Annotated in this window: 14 protein-coding genes; 7 read left to right on the top strand and 7 right to left on the bottom strand. The window is 61.7% G+C overall.

Going from position 1 to position 18,072, the window contains the following annotated elements; genetic code table 11:
* Nucleotides 1–324: 324 nt before the first annotated feature.
* From D769_RS31975 to D769_RS21080, 3 genes are all read right to left on the bottom strand, one after another.
* Nucleotides 325–1,029, bottom strand: a complete 705-nt coding sequence (locus tag D769_RS31975) for a hypothetical protein (protein ID WP_152415041.1) — start codon at nucleotides 1,027–1,029, stop codon at nucleotides 325–327.
* A gap of 345 nt (nucleotides 1,030–1,374) precedes the next feature.
* A complete protein-coding gene (locus D769_RS21070; RefSeq protein WP_152415042.1) occupies nucleotides 1,375–1,938 on the bottom strand; it encodes an OmpA family protein in 564 nt (187 codons plus the stop codon).
* Nucleotides 1,939–3,574: 1,636 nt separating this feature from the next.
* Nucleotides 3,575–4,957 (bottom strand): MATE family efflux transporter, encoded by a 1,383-nt coding sequence (locus D769_RS21080; protein WP_040011180.1) that lies wholly within the window; start codon nucleotides 4,955–4,957, stop codon nucleotides 3,575–3,577.
* A gap of 1,063 nt (nucleotides 4,958–6,020) precedes the next feature.
* Between D769_RS21080 and D769_RS21085 the strand changes: the two genes are divergently transcribed.
* The 3 genes from D769_RS21085 (at nucleotide 6,021) to D769_RS21095 (ending at nucleotide 8,550) form a co-directional block, all read left to right on the top strand.
* Nucleotides 6,021–6,944: a LysR family transcriptional regulator gene (locus D769_RS21085; RefSeq protein ID WP_008649242.1), complete on the top strand. Its 924-nt coding sequence runs from the start codon at nucleotides 6,021–6,023 to the stop codon at nucleotides 6,942–6,944.
* A gap of 138 nt (nucleotides 6,945–7,082) precedes the next feature.
* Entirely contained in the window at nucleotides 7,083–7,823 is a 741-nt protein-coding gene (locus D769_RS21090) for a glucose 1-dehydrogenase (RefSeq protein ID WP_008649243.1), read from the top strand.
* 313 nt (nucleotides 7,824–8,136) lie between these two features.
* Nucleotides 8,137–8,550 (top strand): VOC family protein, encoded by a 414-nt coding sequence (locus D769_RS21095; protein ID WP_008649245.1) that lies wholly within the window; start codon nucleotides 8,137–8,139, stop codon nucleotides 8,548–8,550.
* A 27-nt stretch (nucleotides 8,551–8,577) separates the two neighbouring features.
* Here the strand turns inward: D769_RS21095 and D769_RS31980 are convergent, their stop codons facing one another.
* Nucleotides 8,578–8,919: a hypothetical protein gene (locus tag D769_RS31980; RefSeq protein WP_152415043.1), complete on the bottom strand. Its 342-nt coding sequence runs from the start codon at nucleotides 8,917–8,919 to the stop codon at nucleotides 8,578–8,580.
* 780 nt (nucleotides 8,920–9,699) lie between these two features.
* Here D769_RS31980 and D769_RS21110 point away from each other — a divergent pair.
* Complete coding sequence (locus D769_RS21110; RefSeq protein ID WP_008649252.1) at nucleotides 9,700–10,680, top strand: helix-turn-helix domain-containing GNAT family N-acetyltransferase; 981 nt, start codon at nucleotides 9,700–9,702, stop codon at nucleotides 10,678–10,680.
* Between the two features lie 221 nt (nucleotides 10,681–10,901).
* The gene (locus tag D769_RS21115; protein WP_035883858.1) at nucleotides 10,902–11,282 is read left to right on the top strand and encodes a DUF1090 domain-containing protein; all 381 of its coding nucleotides are present in this window, start codon (nucleotides 10,902–10,904) and stop codon (nucleotides 11,280–11,282) included.
* Nucleotides 11,283–11,493: 211 nt separating this feature from the next.
* Here the strand turns inward: D769_RS21115 and D769_RS21120 are convergent, their stop codons facing one another.
* Nucleotides 11,494–12,639 carry a porin gene (locus D769_RS21120; protein WP_008649256.1) on the bottom strand — a complete coding sequence of 382 codons (1,146 nt, stop codon included), beginning with the start codon at nucleotides 12,637–12,639 and terminating at the stop codon, nucleotides 11,494–11,496.
* 323 nt (nucleotides 12,640–12,962) lie between these two features.
* Nucleotides 12,963–14,354: an MFS transporter gene (locus D769_RS21125; RefSeq protein WP_080709828.1), complete on the bottom strand. Its 1,392-nt coding sequence runs from the start codon at nucleotides 14,352–14,354 to the stop codon at nucleotides 12,963–12,965.
* A gap of 188 nt (nucleotides 14,355–14,542) precedes the next feature.
* Between D769_RS21125 and D769_RS21130 the strand changes: the two genes are divergently transcribed.
* Together D769_RS21130 and D769_RS21135 are read left to right on the top strand one after the other, a co-directional pair.
* On the top strand, nucleotides 14,543–16,057 hold the full coding sequence (locus D769_RS21130) for an MFS transporter (RefSeq protein ID WP_051705476.1): 1,515 nt from the start codon (nucleotides 14,543–14,545) through the stop codon (nucleotides 16,055–16,057).
* 198 nt (nucleotides 16,058–16,255) lie between these two features.
* Complete coding sequence (locus D769_RS21135; RefSeq protein WP_008649262.1) at nucleotides 16,256–17,437, top strand: porin; 1,182 nt, start codon at nucleotides 16,256–16,258, stop codon at nucleotides 17,435–17,437.
* On the opposite strand, the gene rrtA is transcribed toward D769_RS21135, so the two are convergent.
* On the bottom strand, nucleotides 17,396–18,072 hold a 677-nt coding region (gene rrtA / locus D769_RS21140), incomplete at its 5' end, for a rhombosortase (protein ID WP_008649264.1). The two genes, D769_RS21135 and rrtA, sit on opposite strands and share 42 nt — an antisense overlap.

Genomic DNA, 18,072 nt, shown 5'->3' on the forward strand with positions numbered 1-18,072 from the left:
GCGTTGCACAACAACCGCCAACTCGGCTCGATACCGTCTCGCTCGTTCGAGTGTGGGAATGACCGATCTGCAATGAACTTCGGTCGTATGCAGCGTAGATGCGGGGAGCTGAGAAGGGTCGACTTCTGCCCCCTGTGGTCAAGTTGGCTGATAGCCGGGGTGATCTGGCGCTAACCGGCCAGTTTGAGTGATCTACCGGCTCCGTAATGGAGGACCGCGTTGGCCGAGAAGCGGTCATTTGAAAATAGGTGCAACCCGCGCAAACGTCGCCGCGACCAAGTCATCTCACATGTCCTTTGGAGGCAGCGCAAAATAGACGCCCGTCTAAGCGGCGTTCTTCTCGATTATCATGATTGAGACAACATTACCCGCTGCATCTGTTCTGAATTTTACATTTGGCCCGCCAAAGGCGTACGCAACCCATAGATTTCCTAGAGCATTGGTTGCTGGTGGTAATTCTTCACTGACGCCGTCCGTGTACAATCTTGGCATGGCAGGTGTTGTGAAATATTTGTCGCCAAATATCTTTACGACAAGGGATATCGGCAATTGCCCCCTTACATCTGCCACGAATTGCGCCGTACTTTCAGATGGGTAGTAATAGAAATCACCCCTTATCAAGCATGGCAATGGATGGACGGCACTTCTTATCTGCTCCCGATCTGACACAGGACCGCTGGTCAAGGTATCGAAGCCAAAACGAACTCCAGCTTGTCGTATGGGTAGATTTTTTCTTATATTGTATCCGGGACCAATAAACTCCAGAATGGAATCTTCAGTATAAAATGAGTAATTTAGTAACGATTCGCTGAGCGTGGATCGCCTGATATTTTCCAGAAATTGTTGGTTGGTGTAGGGATCTTGATCTGACCGAGAAATATGGATGGGATTAGTTACACCATTTTCGCTTGGACTTAAATTAGCGCAGCTTAACAAAAGTGAGGAAACACCAATCACGAAAACTGCGTAGCAAAAGCTTCTTAACGAGCCAATCATTTCGGAAGATGAAGATCTGATCACGTCGTCCATCCTTTGGCGTCGTCCGCCACAATCCATCGAAACAAACAATCTAGCAAGAAAATGTTCTCGCCCGCAGAGGCCGAAGTGGGGTGTCAGGGTTGCACAACAACCGGTAACTCCCCCGATACGGTTTCGCTCATTCCAGCGCGGGAATGACTGATCTGCAATGAGCTCCAGTCGTCTGCAGCTTAGAGTGCGAGTGGCTGAGATGGGTCGGTAGCTGCCTTCTGCGTCAGGAAGCCCTTGCCTGGATCGGCGGAGGGCCGAGACCGGCCATGAGCGGTCACTCGCGACGTCCACCCTTATTGAGCTGTCACCGAGAATCGGGCGGCGTCCATTCCATTACCATTGCAGCTACTGGTGCGTTGCCTCCTTCCAAGGCGGAAAGTAAGCGTCACATACCTCGCGCCCCTTTGTGCACAACCCCTTCAGAATCACCAACGCAGTCCCTGCGCGTTTTGCGTCCGGGCCAACGGCAACGCTTGGATATGTCGACGCCGTGAGGTTGGCACCTTCTACGGTTTCATAAAACTCGCCAATTGCCTGTGTCCTGGCTTTAGCGATGGCAAGCTCGCCCCGGTCCTCCCGGGAATCAGCTTGATCACTAAAGGCAATGATCATCACCGAAGGTCCGCGCATGGCATCAATGTGCTCAACCGTCTTGCGCAGCTTCTCTCTGGCATCTACCGACAACTCGGCACTCCCCTTCTCGAACGTTAGCTCGGCGTAGCTCTCGTGGAAAAGGAGAGTGAGGGGGGCGGCGGCGGTCGAGAAGAACGACAACATGGCTACGACAATGAAGCTATAGAAGCGTCCCAAGAGAATCTCCACCGGTGATCTGACAAAGGGGAATCTAGCAAAGGCGTGCCCATCGCGAATTGCGAAATGGAGGGGTGTCGCAGCGATACGACGGGTCACGGCTTATCCATTCGCGAATGACTGCTCAGGGTCGGCTACAGCCCATCGCCGCGGAGTTCTCCGACCGTCTGGGCAATCGCGCTCTTCCCGGCCAGAAGCGGCCGCCGCGTATCGGCAATGAAACGGTCTGTTGAGGGGCTGCAAACGGTCATTCGAACCGCTGCCGGAAGCTATCGAACGCCAAAGCCGAATCAACAGACCCCATACCGTCCGGGGCTATCTGGCGTCGATAGCCTGAATTCGCACTTTCTCTCGCTCTATGCAGGCTCGAAAGCCCGGATCAAACGCTTCGCAGGCTGGCGCGTCAGAAGGAGGCATGTACCGCCGCTGTGTCCAGGTAACAGTACCAGTATCTTCGGCGCCGTAGAAATTTGTGGTGACATATCGAAGGTCTATCCAGGCGTCCTTCGAATCCCAATGGAGTTCGGTCGATGAATCAGTCCGCGGGCGTCCATAGATTTCAGTGAGCCAGTACTGCCACTTTCGTCGTAGATCGTCCCCATCAAAATGAGTCCGAACCGAGTAGAGTGCCCCGCGATTGAAACAGTACTCGGTGTCCCTGCTGGGAACCCCATCGACAATAGGACCGTCGTCCAGACGGAGATAACAGCGGCCGATCCGCTTAGCCATCCTCTCATCGCGAACCATCTCGACATGGGGGCCCAGAGCGTCGGGCACCGAGCCCCATTGCAACCGCTCGAGGAATGGTTTCGATGAAAGACTGGCGCAGGCCGTAGCCAGCAGGGCAAACACCATGGATAGGTGCCGAAAATTGTGATGTAACGACATTGGTGTCTCAGGTTGACCTCACTAAGGCACGTAGGATCGTCGCGGGTCCAAAGTTGGCACTAGTCGGTCAATTTAGTTGATCCGATGATTCCAGTAGGCTACCGCTACCGAATCCTCTAATTCGCCGGCCAATATAACTGTCGGAGAACAATGTCCGTGTCATAACCTCGGCTACTCTGCCACTGAGTTCACGACGAAACGATCCACCTACAACCACAACTTCGCTCAACCGGATAACCTGCCACTTTGAAGTGCAGGCCGGGCCGATTCCGGTATCGTCCCGGTCAGAAATCGCTGTCACCGTCCCCTCAAGAACCCATTCCGAGGAGCCGCGGCATTTTTCCCCGCAAAGCACATACTCCGGGCATGCGACCGTTGCACTTGCCTGCGTTGAGCGTACACAGAGTATCGCCACCACCAGGAATGCGCAGCAAGTTACAAGAGTTGCAGCATATTTTTCGGGAGTCTTCATCACTCTTCCGATGCGCAGGAGCTTGCATAGAATGAACAATCGAAGTGACGAATCTAGCAAGAAGCTGCCACTGCATGTGCGCGTCGAAGTGGGGTGTCAGGGATGCACAACACCAGTCATCCACTCGAGCGTGGGAATGACCGACTAACAAAATGTTTCGGACGTTCGAAAAGCAGAGTCCGAGTGGCCGCTTAGGGTCGGCAGTTGCCTCTGGCGCCAGCCCGCCTGTGGGCGGGCGGACCGACATCAGAGTTCGTCGGAGACGGACGCTCGGCATCGACAATGCAAATGTCCGCCGAGGTTCCCAACGGTCATGCCGGAGGCTGCCAGGGCGAAGCCGTCAGGTTTTACCACCGTCACGAGCGATTTCGCCCGCTACACGAGCCGCTCGATGCGCTGACGACGCCAGCCCCATCTGAAGTACATCAACTGGAGCAGCAGCATGGCCCCGAATCCCACGGTGTAAGCCCACCATATCCCGGAAATTCCGATGCGACTGTGCAGCCAATAGGCGAACGGAACCTCCACTCCCAGGATCGATACCATGCCAAGCATCGCGGGCCACAAAACCGTACCGCTAGCGCGCATCGCACCGACAACGACGTTGGCTGCACCCAGTATCACGACACTCCAGGCAACTGTGCGCAGCAAATCCTGAGCGAGGGAGGCAGTGGGGCCATCCGTCAAGAACAGCGAAATGACCGCGGGAGCCATGAAGTACACGATGGAAACTACGGCACCTGTGACCACGATGTTCAGCCAGAGGCCGGCCCGCACAATGTCGAGGACACGCTGGTTGCGACCTGCGCCGATTGCATGCGCCGACAGAACCGTAGCAGTGATGCCCAGGGACATCGCGGGCAACTGAATCCAGCTCATGACCTGGTTCACGGCACCATAGGCCGCAGTTGCGTTGTAGCCATGGCCATTGACGAGGCCAAGCAGCACGATCTCGGCCAATGCCGCCGTGAACATTTGAAGCGACGACGGAATGCCGATACGCAACATGCGCTGTACCGTAGGCAAGTCGAAGCGGATCTGGCAAAGCAGTTCGACATTTGGTGCCAGTGGATGCGAAGCGCGAAGCCAGCGGCGAGCCATCCACGCTAGCGCCAGCGCAAACGCGACCAGCGTCGAGACGGCCGCACTGGCCACCCCCAATCGAGGCATGCCACCCCAGCCGCGAATCAGGGCTGGTGTACATATCATGGTGATGATGGTTGCCACGGCCAATGTCCACAATGGCGAGACGGGATCACCAACTCCCCGACTCATCGAAGTCATCAGCCACAGCAGAATGATGAGTGGTGAGCCAACAAACATGATGCGTGCATACAGCGTGGCCTCGGGCAGGATGTCTGGCGACGTTCCCAGCCCCTGCAGCAACGATGAAGCGAACACGCCGCCCGCGACGCTGACGACAATGCCTGTGGTCAGTGCCAATGCAATGGCGGTTCCTGCAATGGAGCGCACCTTCTCCGGGTTGCGTGCCCCCCATGCCTGGCCGATCAGCACCGTGGCACCCGTACTCAATCCTATGATGATCGCCAGGAGCATGAAGAACGCCGGAAAGAATGCCGAGACGGCCGCTATGGCCTGAACGCCGAGCATCTGCCCCAGGTAGATGCCATCTATGGTTCCGGCTGCAACCTGCAGCGTGTTTGTCAGAATCATTGGTAGCAGGATGGCCAGGTATGTACGCCACAGCGGGCGGGAGGTCGCTGGAGCAGCGGGTGCGATTGACGAACTGGAGGTCATTTTCTCTTTCTGGACAAAGGGCTCCCCGCCCGGATTGACAGCAGACCGTCCGAGAAAGGGCACTAGCGGGTTTTTGGAGTGACGCGGTGTCTATGCCGAAGGGCTGTCCCCGACTCCCGAAAACGGCAGCAGCCGCGAGTCGTCGATCGCCGCCGGGCGGTGGCCTATACCCCGCGAGACAAGCCTTGCGAGACACAAGGGCGAGGTCGACTCGACTCTACGATGCTCGGACGAACAGGCCTGGTGGTAACACGGCGGTCGCCACCGGAACACGTGAGGGAGTTGGACTTGTCTGGTGACATGGTGGCGAGGTGAGATTTGATGACACAAATTGTACCCGGATAAAAATCGCCGTCAATATTACCCGGGAAAAAAATATTGGGAAAAGGTGGACCTGGTTTGGGGCCCCTTCCTGCGGAGCCTCCCCACGACGTTCCTCTACGGCTCATCGTCCCGTGCTCAGTAGTCCCAGCCGTTCTTCGATCACCGGCTTCCAAGGCACCGTTAGCACCCCAAGCTCTAATCAGAGCTAGCGCGAAGCTGACAGCGTCGGCAGCAATCGAGCCAATCGCAGTCGCTCAGCCTCGCGTCCCAAGCCCTTGCGTCGGCGGGCCGAAGGCTGAGACCGGCCAAAAGGGGACATTCGCAGCGGCCACCCAATGTTCCGTGCATTTGCTGGGCCTACCCGCTTATGGCAAGAACACCGGGACCGCCTTGGCCCCGGTGTTCTTGCTGGCCATGTACTCCGTCTGGTCCAGAAGCATGTCCGGCAACGCAGCAGGAACGAGACCGCCGTGCGCTCCGGACAACGGGAGCCCGAGCAAAGGCGAGGGCGCCCACGCTCCAGCCGTTGCAGCCGCCGGCTGCTCAGTCCCGTGGCTGTGGAGCGCTTAAGGCGCAGGTCGGGCGGCGACCCGAGCGCCGGCAGATCGGCGGCTACGGCCTTCCCAGGCGCCCGTCAGGGTCGTAGCATCTACCTTTCCCGCAATCTCGCGGCCCCGCGCCTTCGCCTCCTATGCCAGATCCCCGAGCGGCCTCCGCCGCCCACAGAGAATCCGCCCCCATGCCGCAGAGCATCGGCGCACATCTCGACGACCTGCTTCTCTTCATCCACGTGGTCGATGCCGGCGGATTCAGCGCCGCCGAGCGGCAGACCGGCATCGCCAAGTCGCGGCTGTCCCGCCGGGTGGCGACACTTGAGCGTGCGCTCGGCGTGCGACTGCTGCACCGGGCGGGGCAGGTCTTCGGCCTCACGCCGGTTGGCGAGGCGGTGCTCGCGCACGCACTGGAGGCGGCCGCGCACGTCGACAAGATCGGCGCCCTCACGCGCAGCGCCGTGGCGGAGCCATCGGGCGTGATCCACCTCCATACCTCCGTGCTGATCGCCGAGACCACGCTCCCTCCGATCCTGGCCGAGTTTGCGCGCGCCCACCCGGGCGTGCAGGTGCAACTGACGCTCTCGAATCGCTTTGTCGACCTGGCCGAAGAGCGACTGGACCTTGTCATCCGCGCGGCAGTTGTGCCGCTCGCCTCGGAGGACGTGATCGCCACGCCGGTGGCGACGTCGGCGTCGATCGTCGTGGCCCATCCGTCGTTGCTGGAAGCCGACGGCCCGCCCGCGCGCCTCGACGAGTTGGCTGACTACCCCTGCCTCGCGCAGGGCACACTGGCAAATCCGCGGCCATGGCAGTTCGTCGACGCAGACGACAAGCCGATCGATATCGCTGTCACGCCGGGCATTGCCGTGGATAACCTGCTGGCCATCCGCGAACTCGCGCTGCGCGGCGCCGGTATGGCGCAGTTGCCGGCCTATCTTTGCCAGGACGCCATCGATGCCGGTACGCTGGTGCCCGTGCTGCAAGCCGTGCGCTCGCGCCCAGCCACGCTGTACGCGATGTACCCGAGCCGGCGCGGCATGACGTCCGCCGTGCGTGTGTTCCTCGAGTTGGTGCGCGCAAGGTGGCCGTCCGATCAGGCCATCGCCTGATCCCTCCTGTCCGGCGGGCCCGTTCCAGTTCCGCAACGCCCCGTTGCAATCTGCCAGCTTCCTTCCAACGGGGCGAGCCGATAACGTTCTCCGTATCGACGGGCCTCATTCTCGCCCGCACCTTACCGGAGCACTTTCGTGTCCCTGAAAGACAAAGTCGCCGTCGTATCCGGCGCCTCCCGCGGCATCGGCCGCGCCACCGCAATCGCGCTCGCCGCTCGCGGTGCCAGCGTCGCTGTCGTCTACCGCGAGCAGCGCGAGACGGCGCAGACCGTGATCGATGAGATCCGGGGCGCCGGCGGCCGCGCTCATGCGTTCCAGGCGGACGTCAGCCGCGCCGACTCTGTCCACGCACTGGCCGACGCCATCGCGAACGAGCGTGGCCGCATAGACATCCTCGTCAACAACGCGGGCGTGTACGGCGCGCGGCCGATCGGCGAGTTGGATGCCGCATTCTTCGACGAACAGTTCCACCACAACGCACTCAGCGTGATGCTGATGACGCAGGCGTTCGCACCGCTGTTCGGCGCGGCGGGCGGCAGCATTGTCAATGTGTCGAGCAATCTTGCCCGTGCACCCACGGCCGAGGCCGGCGTCTACTCGGCCAGCAAGGCGGCGGTGGATGCGCTCACCCGCGCATTTGCGCTCGAACTCGGGCCGCGGAGGATCCGCGTCAATGCCGTGGCGCCCTTCATCACGCGCACCGATATGACCGCCGGCATTCCCCAAGCGCATCTGGATCAGGCGCGCGAAAGGACGCCGCTGGGCCGGCTGGCCGATCCCGAAGATATTGCCAATGTCATCGCGGCGCTGGTCTCGCCAGATATGGCCTGGGTCACCGGCCGTTCGCTGTTGACGGATGGTGGCTTCACCGACTGAGCGAGGCGGCCCGCCCATGCTCCTGCCTATCCTGCTGCTGACCTCGCCCGCTTTACGGGTGCCACGGCCGCGGTCATCGCGATGCTCTCCTGCGCGCCGGTGATCTGGCTGATGGCGCCGCGCCGGCCGGCCGTCCGTGCGGCAGTGATGTGCGATGGAAGTACAGCACGCTTGTCCGGTCGCGCCGCAGGCCGAAAGAGGTCCAGTCGAATACCTTCTTTCACTGTTTGCCCGAAAGATGCCATGGCAATCGCTTCATGGCTTACATCAACAACCGAAGTTCAAATATCGCTCAAATACAGGACTCCAGATCATGAACAAGCAGATTTTCATCAACCTGCCGGTGACAGACCTGCCGCGATCCAAGGCCTTCTACGAAGCCATTGGCGCGGTCAACAATCCCGCGTTCACTGATGAAACCGCGGCATGCATGGTGATCTCCGAGACGATCTACGCCATGCTGCTTACGCACGACAAATGGCGGCAGTTCACGGGGAAGCGAATCGTCGACGCGCACGCGGAGGCGCAGGTATTGCTGTGTCTGTCAGCGGGCGGACGAGTAGAGGTGTCTGACCTCGTGCAGAAGGCGACTGACGCCGGCGGCAAGGCGGACCCCACGCCTGTCCAGGATTTCGGCTTCATGTACGGACGCAGCTTCGAGGATCCGGACGGCCATATCTGGGAGGTGATGTGGATGGACCCGGAAGCCGTTCCGCCCCACGGTTAAAGGGCTGACGGCCCGCCCGCCGAACCCTCACGCGGGCGCGTCTTCCAGCGTCGTCTGGTATTGCTCCAGACAAGCCATCCCATTCATCCGGCGCTCGACATCAGAGCCACGCGTCAAGACGCGGCGGAGATTCTGGTAGGCACGGTCGCCTACCCGGATGCCTACAACCTGGACAAGAACCTCTTTACCGACGACGGCCAGAAGCTTCTGGCAGCTTCGCATCAGAACTGCGTGGTTACCCTGTTTGGCTGCAGTAGCAGCAGCCGGTCCTGCTGTGACATCCAACGTCACAGATAATCCGGGGTGGATAGATGCACTACGTCGAAACAATGCTGGGCTCAAGCGTTCCGAAACGCCGGTCTTGGTCATACAAGGACTTAAGGACACGATTGTGGCTCCGGCAAGCTCAAAGGCGTACGCAGAACGCGCAACCGCAGTTGGCACAGACGTCACTGTCGAATGGGTGGAGGACGCTGGGCATCGCGAACTCTTTGCCAAGAAGGCCGACATTGTCGCCAGGGTAGTAGCTGGCTTCGAGGCCAGCGGAAAGTAAGCCGCTCAAGCGGACGACGACGAGCTCGCGCTGAAGGTGGTGGCACCGGCAGCATTACGCGTCTCGTTGGTAGCGGCCACTATGAGAATGGGTCTAAAGCATTGCTAAACCCAGAGACCATGATCTGCCGCTGGGCGTGGCCGATCTCCATCGGCACTACGACTGCGGCGGCCGCAAGTGGCCTGCCCAGGGGAAATTCGAGTATCGAGGCGGTCGCGTGACGGTCTCTATTTCTGTGGGCGGCCAATGTCATGGTTCAACGGGCGACGCTGCGTTCGAACGGTGAATTTGCCCATCGGGATTTCCGCTCTGGAGCCATGTCAGGGACAGCTAAGGGTCGGCTACAGCCCGTCATCGCCGACAGGTCGGCCGCCGACTCGATCGGGTTCTTCCCGGCCAGGCTGCGACGTTCCGCCGGCTTGCGTCTACGTCCGCTGCACCACGACAAAAGGACCTTCAGCGGTCAATGTCTTGCGCCCGTGCGGTTTCGGCGAGCAGTAGCGCGCCACAATTCAACACCACTATAAGGCGGGCCTTGACATGGTTGCGTATCGCAACTATGTTGGTTGCGATACGCAACTTATTTGAGCCCAGCCATGGACCTCGTCGATCTTCCGGCCAAATCCAGAGACACCACGATTCTCGAGCTCCGGGACTTTTCCCGAAAACTGGTTCGCGAACTAGGCTTCATGCGAACGACCTTGGCTGACAGTGATCTTGCACCTTCGGCTGTTCACGCGATCATCGAAATCGGGGCAACGCCAGGGATCAGTGCAAAGGACTTAGGCAACATCTTGCGCCTCGACAAATCAAATACAAGTCGACAGGTTGCAAAACTGGAGGCTGGCGGACTCGTGAACCGCAAGGTTGCAAACGAGGATGCGCGCTCGTCTGAGCTGTATTTAACAGAGGCAGGGCAGAAGCTCCGGAGAAAAATTGACCGATTCGCGACAGATCAGGTGTCCAGTGCGCTTCGACGTATGGTTCCTGCCGACCAGCAACTCCTGGTTCGTTCTCTCGCGCTGTACGCCGACGCGCTCGCGCAAGACAACTCAACCGAAGCGGCCCCCGGACGCGTCATAGCCACGCAGATTCAGGAGGGCTATCAACCCGGCTGCATCGGTGACATAGCAAGCTTGCACGCCCGGTTCTACGCAGAGCACTGGGGCTTCGGCGCGTTCTTCGAGCAGAAGGTGGCGAGAGAGCTTGCCGAGTTCGCTGGCACCTTGCCAGCCGATGGCAAGGCGCTATGGCTCTACGCCGAAAATGGTCGCTCTCTCGCTTCTGTGGCAATCGATGGAGATGATGAAACGGGTATCGCTCATTTGCGATGGTTCATCGTGGACGATTCGTTGCGTGGTTCCGGTGTCGGGCGGCAATTGATGTCACGCGCGATGAGATTTGTCGATGAGCGATTTAGTGAGACGTACCTTTGGACGTTCAAGGGCCTGGATGCAGCGCGCCACCTATATGAATCATTTGGTTTTCAATTGACCAGCGAATCAGAGGGGATGCAGTGGGGGACCAACGTTGTCGAACAACGGTTTAGTCGCTGCTCTGTCCGAACTCAGCCGTGATCTTATATAGGCCTTAGCGAGCGGCGATTGAGAGCGACCCGTTGCGCTTATGCTTAGAGGTAGTCTGTTCACGAAACGTAACCAGATGAATCCGGGCCGTCGGCAATTCAGGGGACTGTTCGTCTGGAACGGTATCCGACAGGGCAGCCAATTGCGAGCGCTCTATAATCTCTGCCGAATGCACAGTCGACGATCAACGCGCCACTACTACGAGGCCTCTCATGAATATCGTGATCAAAGCATTTTTGCTCGGCGTGGTCCTTTCCCCGATGGTATGCGCCGCTCAAACTGACGGTTGTGATGCGAAGCGCCAGTCGATAGAGCGAGAAATCACTTACGCGAAAGCACACGGTAATGCGAAGCGCGTAGATGGCCTCGAAGCAGCGCTTGCTCAAATGAATGCCAATTGCACCGATGCTGTGCTGCGCAGCGACGCACAACGCAAGGTGGTCGCGGCGCAAAAGAAACTGGCTGAACGCGAGCGTGACCTGCAGGAAGCAAAGGCCAACGGCAAGAGCGCGAAGAAAATCGCCGATCGTCAACGCAAAGTCGACGAAGCGCATGTCGAGCTTGAAAATGCACAGATGGACGTACCGCAGTAACTGAGCATGGCCGAAAGCGACTACGAATATGGCCAGGCATCGTCGGATATTTGCACCGTTGGCGAATGGCCGCCTTGGAGAATTGCGACCGTCCCTTGTGGGTCGTTCTGAGTCCATTCCCACATCCCGCAAATCGACGAAGAGCCCCAAAAAAAGAACGGTGGCCGCCGTCGGCCACCGCAAGGGCTGAGACAAGGAATAGGGTTCCAGGTCAGAAGATCTGCCGGATGCCTACCGTCACCCCGACCATGTTCTGCTGTCCGGTCATGGTCGGGTACTTGAAGGCATAGGCCGTGGCGGCGCCGTCGAAGCTGAGACCACCGTTGTGCGCCCAGCCGGCCGACAGATAGACGTCCGTGCGCTTGCTGAAGTTGTAGTCGGCGATGAAGCTGACCTGATGCATGTTGGGCGGATTGCTTGTCGGGGTGTTCGCCGCCGCGCTGGCCTGTTTGACGTTGGCGAAGTAGTAGGCCAGGGACAGTCCCAGTGCCGGCGTGGCCTGATAGTTCACGCCTGCCCACCAGTAGTCGTCGCGCAGCAGCGTGCCGCCGTTCGAGAATTCTCCCTTGTTGTAGCGATAGCCGGCCGTGAACTTGAGCGGCCCGGTGTTGTAGAGAGCCGCCGCACCGAGCTTGGTCATCTTGCCCGGCTGGCCGGTGACTGCTGCCGGACGCCATTCATCCGCCGCGAGGGAGAATCCCAGGCCGTTGCTCAGGTACATCAGCGAGCCGCCGTAGCCGGTGTTGTCGGAGAAGTGCCCCGGCACTTCGCCGGCGCCGCCATTGGCCAGCAGGATGGTGGCGTTCTGCACGGCCACGCCGGTGCCGAACGAGAAGTGCGCCACGGCCTGGAACGGTCCGAACTGGCCCGTGTACTTGACCATGTTGTCTTCGCGGTAGTTCAGGCCCATCCACCAGATGCCCGGCTCATAGGTGGCCGCAAAGCGAAGCGGGGCGAAGTTGGCCATGCCGTCGAAGAACGACGTGTACTGACGGCCGAACGAGAACTTGCCGACGGTGGCGTTCTGGATGCCGAGGTACGACTGGCGGTTGAACAAGGGGGCGCTTTGCAGCGCGCCGGTGTCCCATTGAAAGCCGGACTCCAGCACGAACAGCGCCTGGTTGCCGCCGCCCAGATCCTCGACGCCGCGCAGGCCCCAGCGCGACGCCGACAGGCCGCCCACGCTGGGCATGCCGAAGCGGCTGCCACCCTGGTTGGGCGTGGCGGCGGACGACGCCACGCGATTGACGTATTCGATCGACCCGTCGATGACTCCGTAAAGCGTGACGCTCGATTGCGCGTGTGCTGTGACACTGGCCGCGGCGAGAGCCGCCAGCGCGATAGCCTGCTTCCTCATGCTCTGTCTTCTCCGTATTGGTCTTGTGTTGTGATCGCCCACCGTTTGCCGGTGCCTGGGAGGACATGGAGGTGGGCTGATGCGCATTAGATCGCGCGGCCCGAGGCGGAACCCCCTCCGGGAGGGGTGGGGCGGCCTGCCAATGTGGAGCAAGAGGGGGGAGGATTTATCCCTATGGCGAAGGGCGCCGTCGCGGTCAGCGGCGACGGCGTGCCATGGGAGGCCGTCGGTCAGGGCGGCAAGCAGACCGACAACAATGCGGGGGGTAGATTGGCCGAGGAAGGGTCTGTCCGGTCCAGTCGGAGACCCGCCGTGGGCCCTGCTCAATCGAGCGCGCGGTCCTTCGATTCCACGTTGACGATGCCGATGGCGAAGGCGCCGGCCAGCAACATGCTGGAGATCAACGCGAGGGCCAGGGTGAAATGCGTGGTCATCACTGGCGCGATGATGGCGGGTGCGAATAGGCCGCCGAAACGCGCCACCGCACCGGCCGCGCCCATTCCAGTGGCTCTCAGGTCGGTCGGGTAGACCTCCGGTGTGAACGCATACAGCGCGCCCCAGGTACCCAGCAGCGCGAAGCTCATCAGCAACGTGGAGCCGACGACGACCGTGGGAGACGTGCCCAGGCTATACAGCATGCAGCCGACCGCGCTGAGCAGCAGAAATCCGATCAGCGTGGGTTTGCGGCCCCAGCGCTCGACGCCGTACGCGGACAAGGCGAAGCCGGGGAGCTGGACGATGGCGAGGACGACCAGAAAGACCTGCCCGCGCATGAAGGCGAAGCCCTCCGCGCCGAGCTTGATCGGCAGATAGACGAACACACCGTAGTACGCGATCGAGATCAGCGCCCACGCGGCAAACAGCGCGAAGCTGCGGCGGCGGAACGTTCCGGAGAACAGCGTGAAGACCGACTTCGGCGCGACGACTTCGGATTGCAGGGCCGGGATTTCGACGTTTCGGCCGTTTGCTTTCGCTACCCGTTCCAGTACCTTGCGGGCCTCGTCCGATCGCCCGCTACGGTTCAGGTACATCGGCGATTCCGGAATGTAGAAGCGCAGGACAACGCCAATCAGCGCGGGAATGCCCGTGACCAGGAAGATGACGCGCCAGGCCTGATCGCCATGGGACAGCGCCACGAGCGCCAGTACCGCCAGGCAGATCGTGCCAATCGCCCAGAACGATTCGAGCAGGACCAGCCAGCGGCCGCGACGGTCGCTGGGCAGGAATTCGGCCATCATGGTGTAGTCGACCGGCAGCGTGCCGCCGACACCGACGCCCGTCAGGAAGCGCAACACGAGCAGCCAGGACAGTTCTGGCGCGAAGGCCGATGCGATGCCGGAGAGCGCGTCGATGACGATGGCGATCATCAGCACGGGGCGGCGGCCAATGCGGTCGGCCAGGCGGCCGAAGACGATCGCGCCCACCAGCATCCCGACGAAGAAGAGCGTGCCGGTCTGCAGCGCCTGGGGCATCGTGATGCCAAACGTCCTGGCGATGGACGGCGCGCTGAAGCCGATCGACAGCACCTGCATGGCATCGGCAAGCCAGACCAGGCCGAAGATGACGAAGAGGCGATACTGAAACTTGCCGACACCGGCCAACCGGATGCCGGTCTCGAACGGCACCTTTGCGCCGTTGCGGGAGGTGGCCCCGGCATGGCCGTTCGGCACGGGTTGCCCGCCAACGACTGCGATGGGTGGAGTGGCTGGCGTCATGGTGTCTGGTGTGCCGGAATGAACGGCCGAGGGCGTGGGATGCACGGAGTATAGCGGCACGCGGTTTTGCCCGCGTGCGGGCAGTATGCATCTGCTATGCTGATTTCGTCGCGCCCGACGCGCCCCCCACGCGTCGTGACCGGCCAGTGCCCGCATCCGTCCAACGGTCAGAACGGTGGTCGCCCCCCATGCCAAGCAAGCCCTTGCTGAGCCAGCATCCGGAGTTGTCCGCAGTGCGGGTCTACATGATCGGCCTGGCCCTCGGCTGCTCGACGGGAGTCGACTTCTGGGCGTCCGCGATGATGGGCGTGGCCGGCACTCACATTCGCGGTGGCGTGCACGCATCCCCCGAGGACTTTCTCTGGACACTGACGTCGTATGCGGCGGCCGCGGTGGTGGCCAATCTGATGCTGCGGCGTCTCGCGCACGACATCAGCTACCGTGGCTTCACCATGGCGGGGCTGGTTATCGCCGCCGCCGGCGCGGCGCTATGCGCCCTGTGCCGCAATCCGCTCGAGCTTGCGCTGGCCCGCGCGGTGCAGGGCTTCGGCGCGGGCGGGCTGTTCGCAGCGTCGCGCATCATCATCCAGCTTGCCGCCGCGCGCGAGGAGCGCCGGCCATTGTTCATCGGATTCAATATCGGCAGCATGGGTTTGCCGGCGGCGGCACCGTGGATCACGGCGCAACTGGTCGAGAACGCCGAATGGCAGATGGTGTTCGTGCTCCAGGCGGGGATCGCGCTGGCCACGCTGCTGTTCGTCGTGCTCACCTATCCCCCCCGGCTGACGGTCACGGTGGCGCCGTGGGACGTCGACTATCACGCGATGGACTGGGTGACGGTGATCCTGTTCGGGGCGGGCGCGCTGACGCTGCTGCATGGCCTGGGAGACCTGCGGTTCTACGAGCTGGCGAACTCGCCCTCGGTGGCGTTCACGCCGATGGCCGGCATCGCGCTCTTCGCAGCGGGCATGGTGTATCTGCGCCGGCATCCGGACCCGTGGCTCAACCCGAAGCTGCTGCTGGGGCGGCGCTTCCTGATCGGGCTGTCGTTCTACGCCATCTATTACCTGCTGAACGGGCTGTGGACCTATGTCATCTCCACGATGCTGCAGAACGGCATGGGGTTCACCTTCCAGACCACCGGCACGGTGCTCACCACTACGTCGTTGCTGGGCTTCGCAGCGGCGGCCGCGTTCACGTTCTGGGGCACATCGCTGCCCGGCTCGCGGCGGTATATCGCGCTGGGCTATCTGATTTTCGCCATGGCCGCGTGGCTGCTCTCGCAACGGATGATGCCCGGCGCCTCGCTCGAAGTCATCCTGCCGGTGCTTGTGCTGCAGAACCTGACGCTGCCTTTCGTGCTGATGCTGGTGGCTGGCCTGACGTGGGCGGAGTTCAGCGTGGACGACTTCGCTCATGGCTATCAGTTCAAGAACATCGTGCGCCAGATCGCATCGGCGGCGGGGACTGGGCTGGCCAGCCTGTGGCTGCAATATGACGAGGCGATCGCGCGTACGCAACTGGTTGCGCATGTGACGCCGTTTGAATTCCAGCAGGGTATCGACCCGGCCGAACTGGCACGCCTGTCACGGTTGATCGACCAGCAGGCGACGCTGATCGGCACCGCCAATCTGCTGATGTTGCTGGCGGGCGCGTGTTGTGTCATTGCGATCGTCGCGGTTTCGCAACGTGCGTTGAAGTAGTTCGGCAAAACGTGGCAAAACGCGCGTTCAACACATACGCTTGGTTCAGGCAGGCACGTCGGTGGCCTGGCGAACATCCGCAGTGTGGGCAGTACCGGAAGATTGTCTGGAGAGATTCCATCATGGCTGGGAGCGCCATCGGTGGAGGGGGGCGTTTGCTGTCCGGATAAAGAAGAACAACAAGCGGAGGGGCTCAAGATGCAGCGGAAGTATCTTGCAGTGGCAATCCTATGCACCGGCGCCAGTGTCGGGCACGCCCAGTCGACCGTGACGCTCTACGGCGTCGTCGATGCGAACCTCGAATTCGCCAACCATCTGGGCGCCGTGCCGGTTGCCGCGAATGGCTTCAACCCTGGCCCGTCGAACAACGTCTTCCGCATGGATTCCGGCGGTGTGTCGGGTTCGCGCTGGGGCCTGCGCGGCTCGGAAGGGTTGGGGGGCGGCCTGAAGGCCGTCTTCGTGCTGGAGAGCGGCTTCAACCTTGATACCGGCACCTCGCAGCAGAGCGGCCGCCTGTTTGGCCGGCAGGCATTCGTGGGCTTGCAGAGCGATTATGGCCAGCTTTCGCTGGGCCGGCAGTACACCTCCATGTTCGAAGCGCTGGCGAACTTCGCGCCAGCCGCGTACGCGACGCAGTACGAGCCCGTCGTGGTCATGGCGGGCGCGAATTTCCGTGAGGACAACACGATCAAGTACACGGGAAGCTTTGGGCCGATCACGGCGCTGGGGCACTTTTCGTTCGGTACGGGCCTGGCCTTGCCGCCCACGGTGGGCGCCCCGTTCATCCTCGGCGGCAACGGCGAGGTACCGGGACAGTTCCGGCGTGATACGGCCTACGGCGCGGCACTGGTATATGCCACCGGACCACTTGGCGTGGTGGTGGGCTACGACCAGTTCAATCCGACTATCGCGCCCACCGCGCAGCCGACCAATGCTGGTACCGGCACCTTCAAGAAGGCCACGGTCGGCGCCAGCTACGCGATTGGGCCGGCGAAGGTCATGGCGGGATACCGGTGGGGCCAGAACAAGAACCAGCAGGGCGCCGAGTTCCTGCGCGATGACTTCTACTGGATCGGCGGGACGTACCAGATCACGACGGCCATCGGGCTGACGCTCGAGTACAACTACGACAACGTCAAGAATCAGTTCGGCGATGCGCACCTGGCCAACCCGTGGCAGATCTCGGCTATCTCCAACTATGCGTTCTCCAAGCGGACTGACGTCTACGTGACGGCGGCCTACACCAAGAACGCCGGTCTGGCGATGGAGTCCGCCGCGATTTTCTATGCCAACAGCCTGTCGCTTGGCAACAGCTATGCCCTGGCCAACGGGCAGAGCTCAATGTTCGGCATCGCGGTGGGGCTGCGTCACAAGTTCTGAGCGTTTGACGGGTCCGACAGGCAGACGGTCCAGACGCATCAGGGGCAGGAAGAGGATTGCCGCCCCACTTGCCAGCCCGGCGAGATGGGCGGCGGCCAGCGGTGGCGCGCCCAGCCATGCGGCATCCGCCGCGCCCCCACCGCCCAGCCACTGCCAGAGCGCACGGACAATCAGCACGCCGAGCACCAGCGCGGCGGTTGCTTCCGCGCGGGCACGCGGCAGCAGTGCCAGCGCGGCCAGGCCGTAGTTGACGCCCGAGAACCCGGCATAGTGCTGCAGACCGGGCAAGGTGGCGAACAGAGCCAGACCAATGATCGTGGCCAGCAGCAGGCAACAGCGCCACGCACACAGCGGCGCGGGCAGGATTGCCGCCAGCGCCACCACGCCCCCGACGTTAAGCAGGCAGTGCGTCCAGCCCAGATGCACGAAGTGGCCGGACACCAGTCGCCAGACTTCTCCGCTGGCGATGGCCGACCGTTCGTACCGTAACGCATCGGCCATCGTGGCGCCGCCCGCCTGCAGCGCGAGCATCAGCAGGGCGACGGCGAGGAAGCCCGGATGGACCGGGCTTCGCCACCGCCAGTCAGGCCTGCGGCGCGCCAGGGCGTTCAGACTGCCCACGAGCGCCACGAGCG

The sequence above is a fragment of the Cupriavidus sp. HMR-1 genome, assembly GCF_000319775.1.
GTDB lineage: Bacteria > Pseudomonadota > Gammaproteobacteria > Burkholderiales > Burkholderiaceae > Cupriavidus > Cupriavidus metallidurans.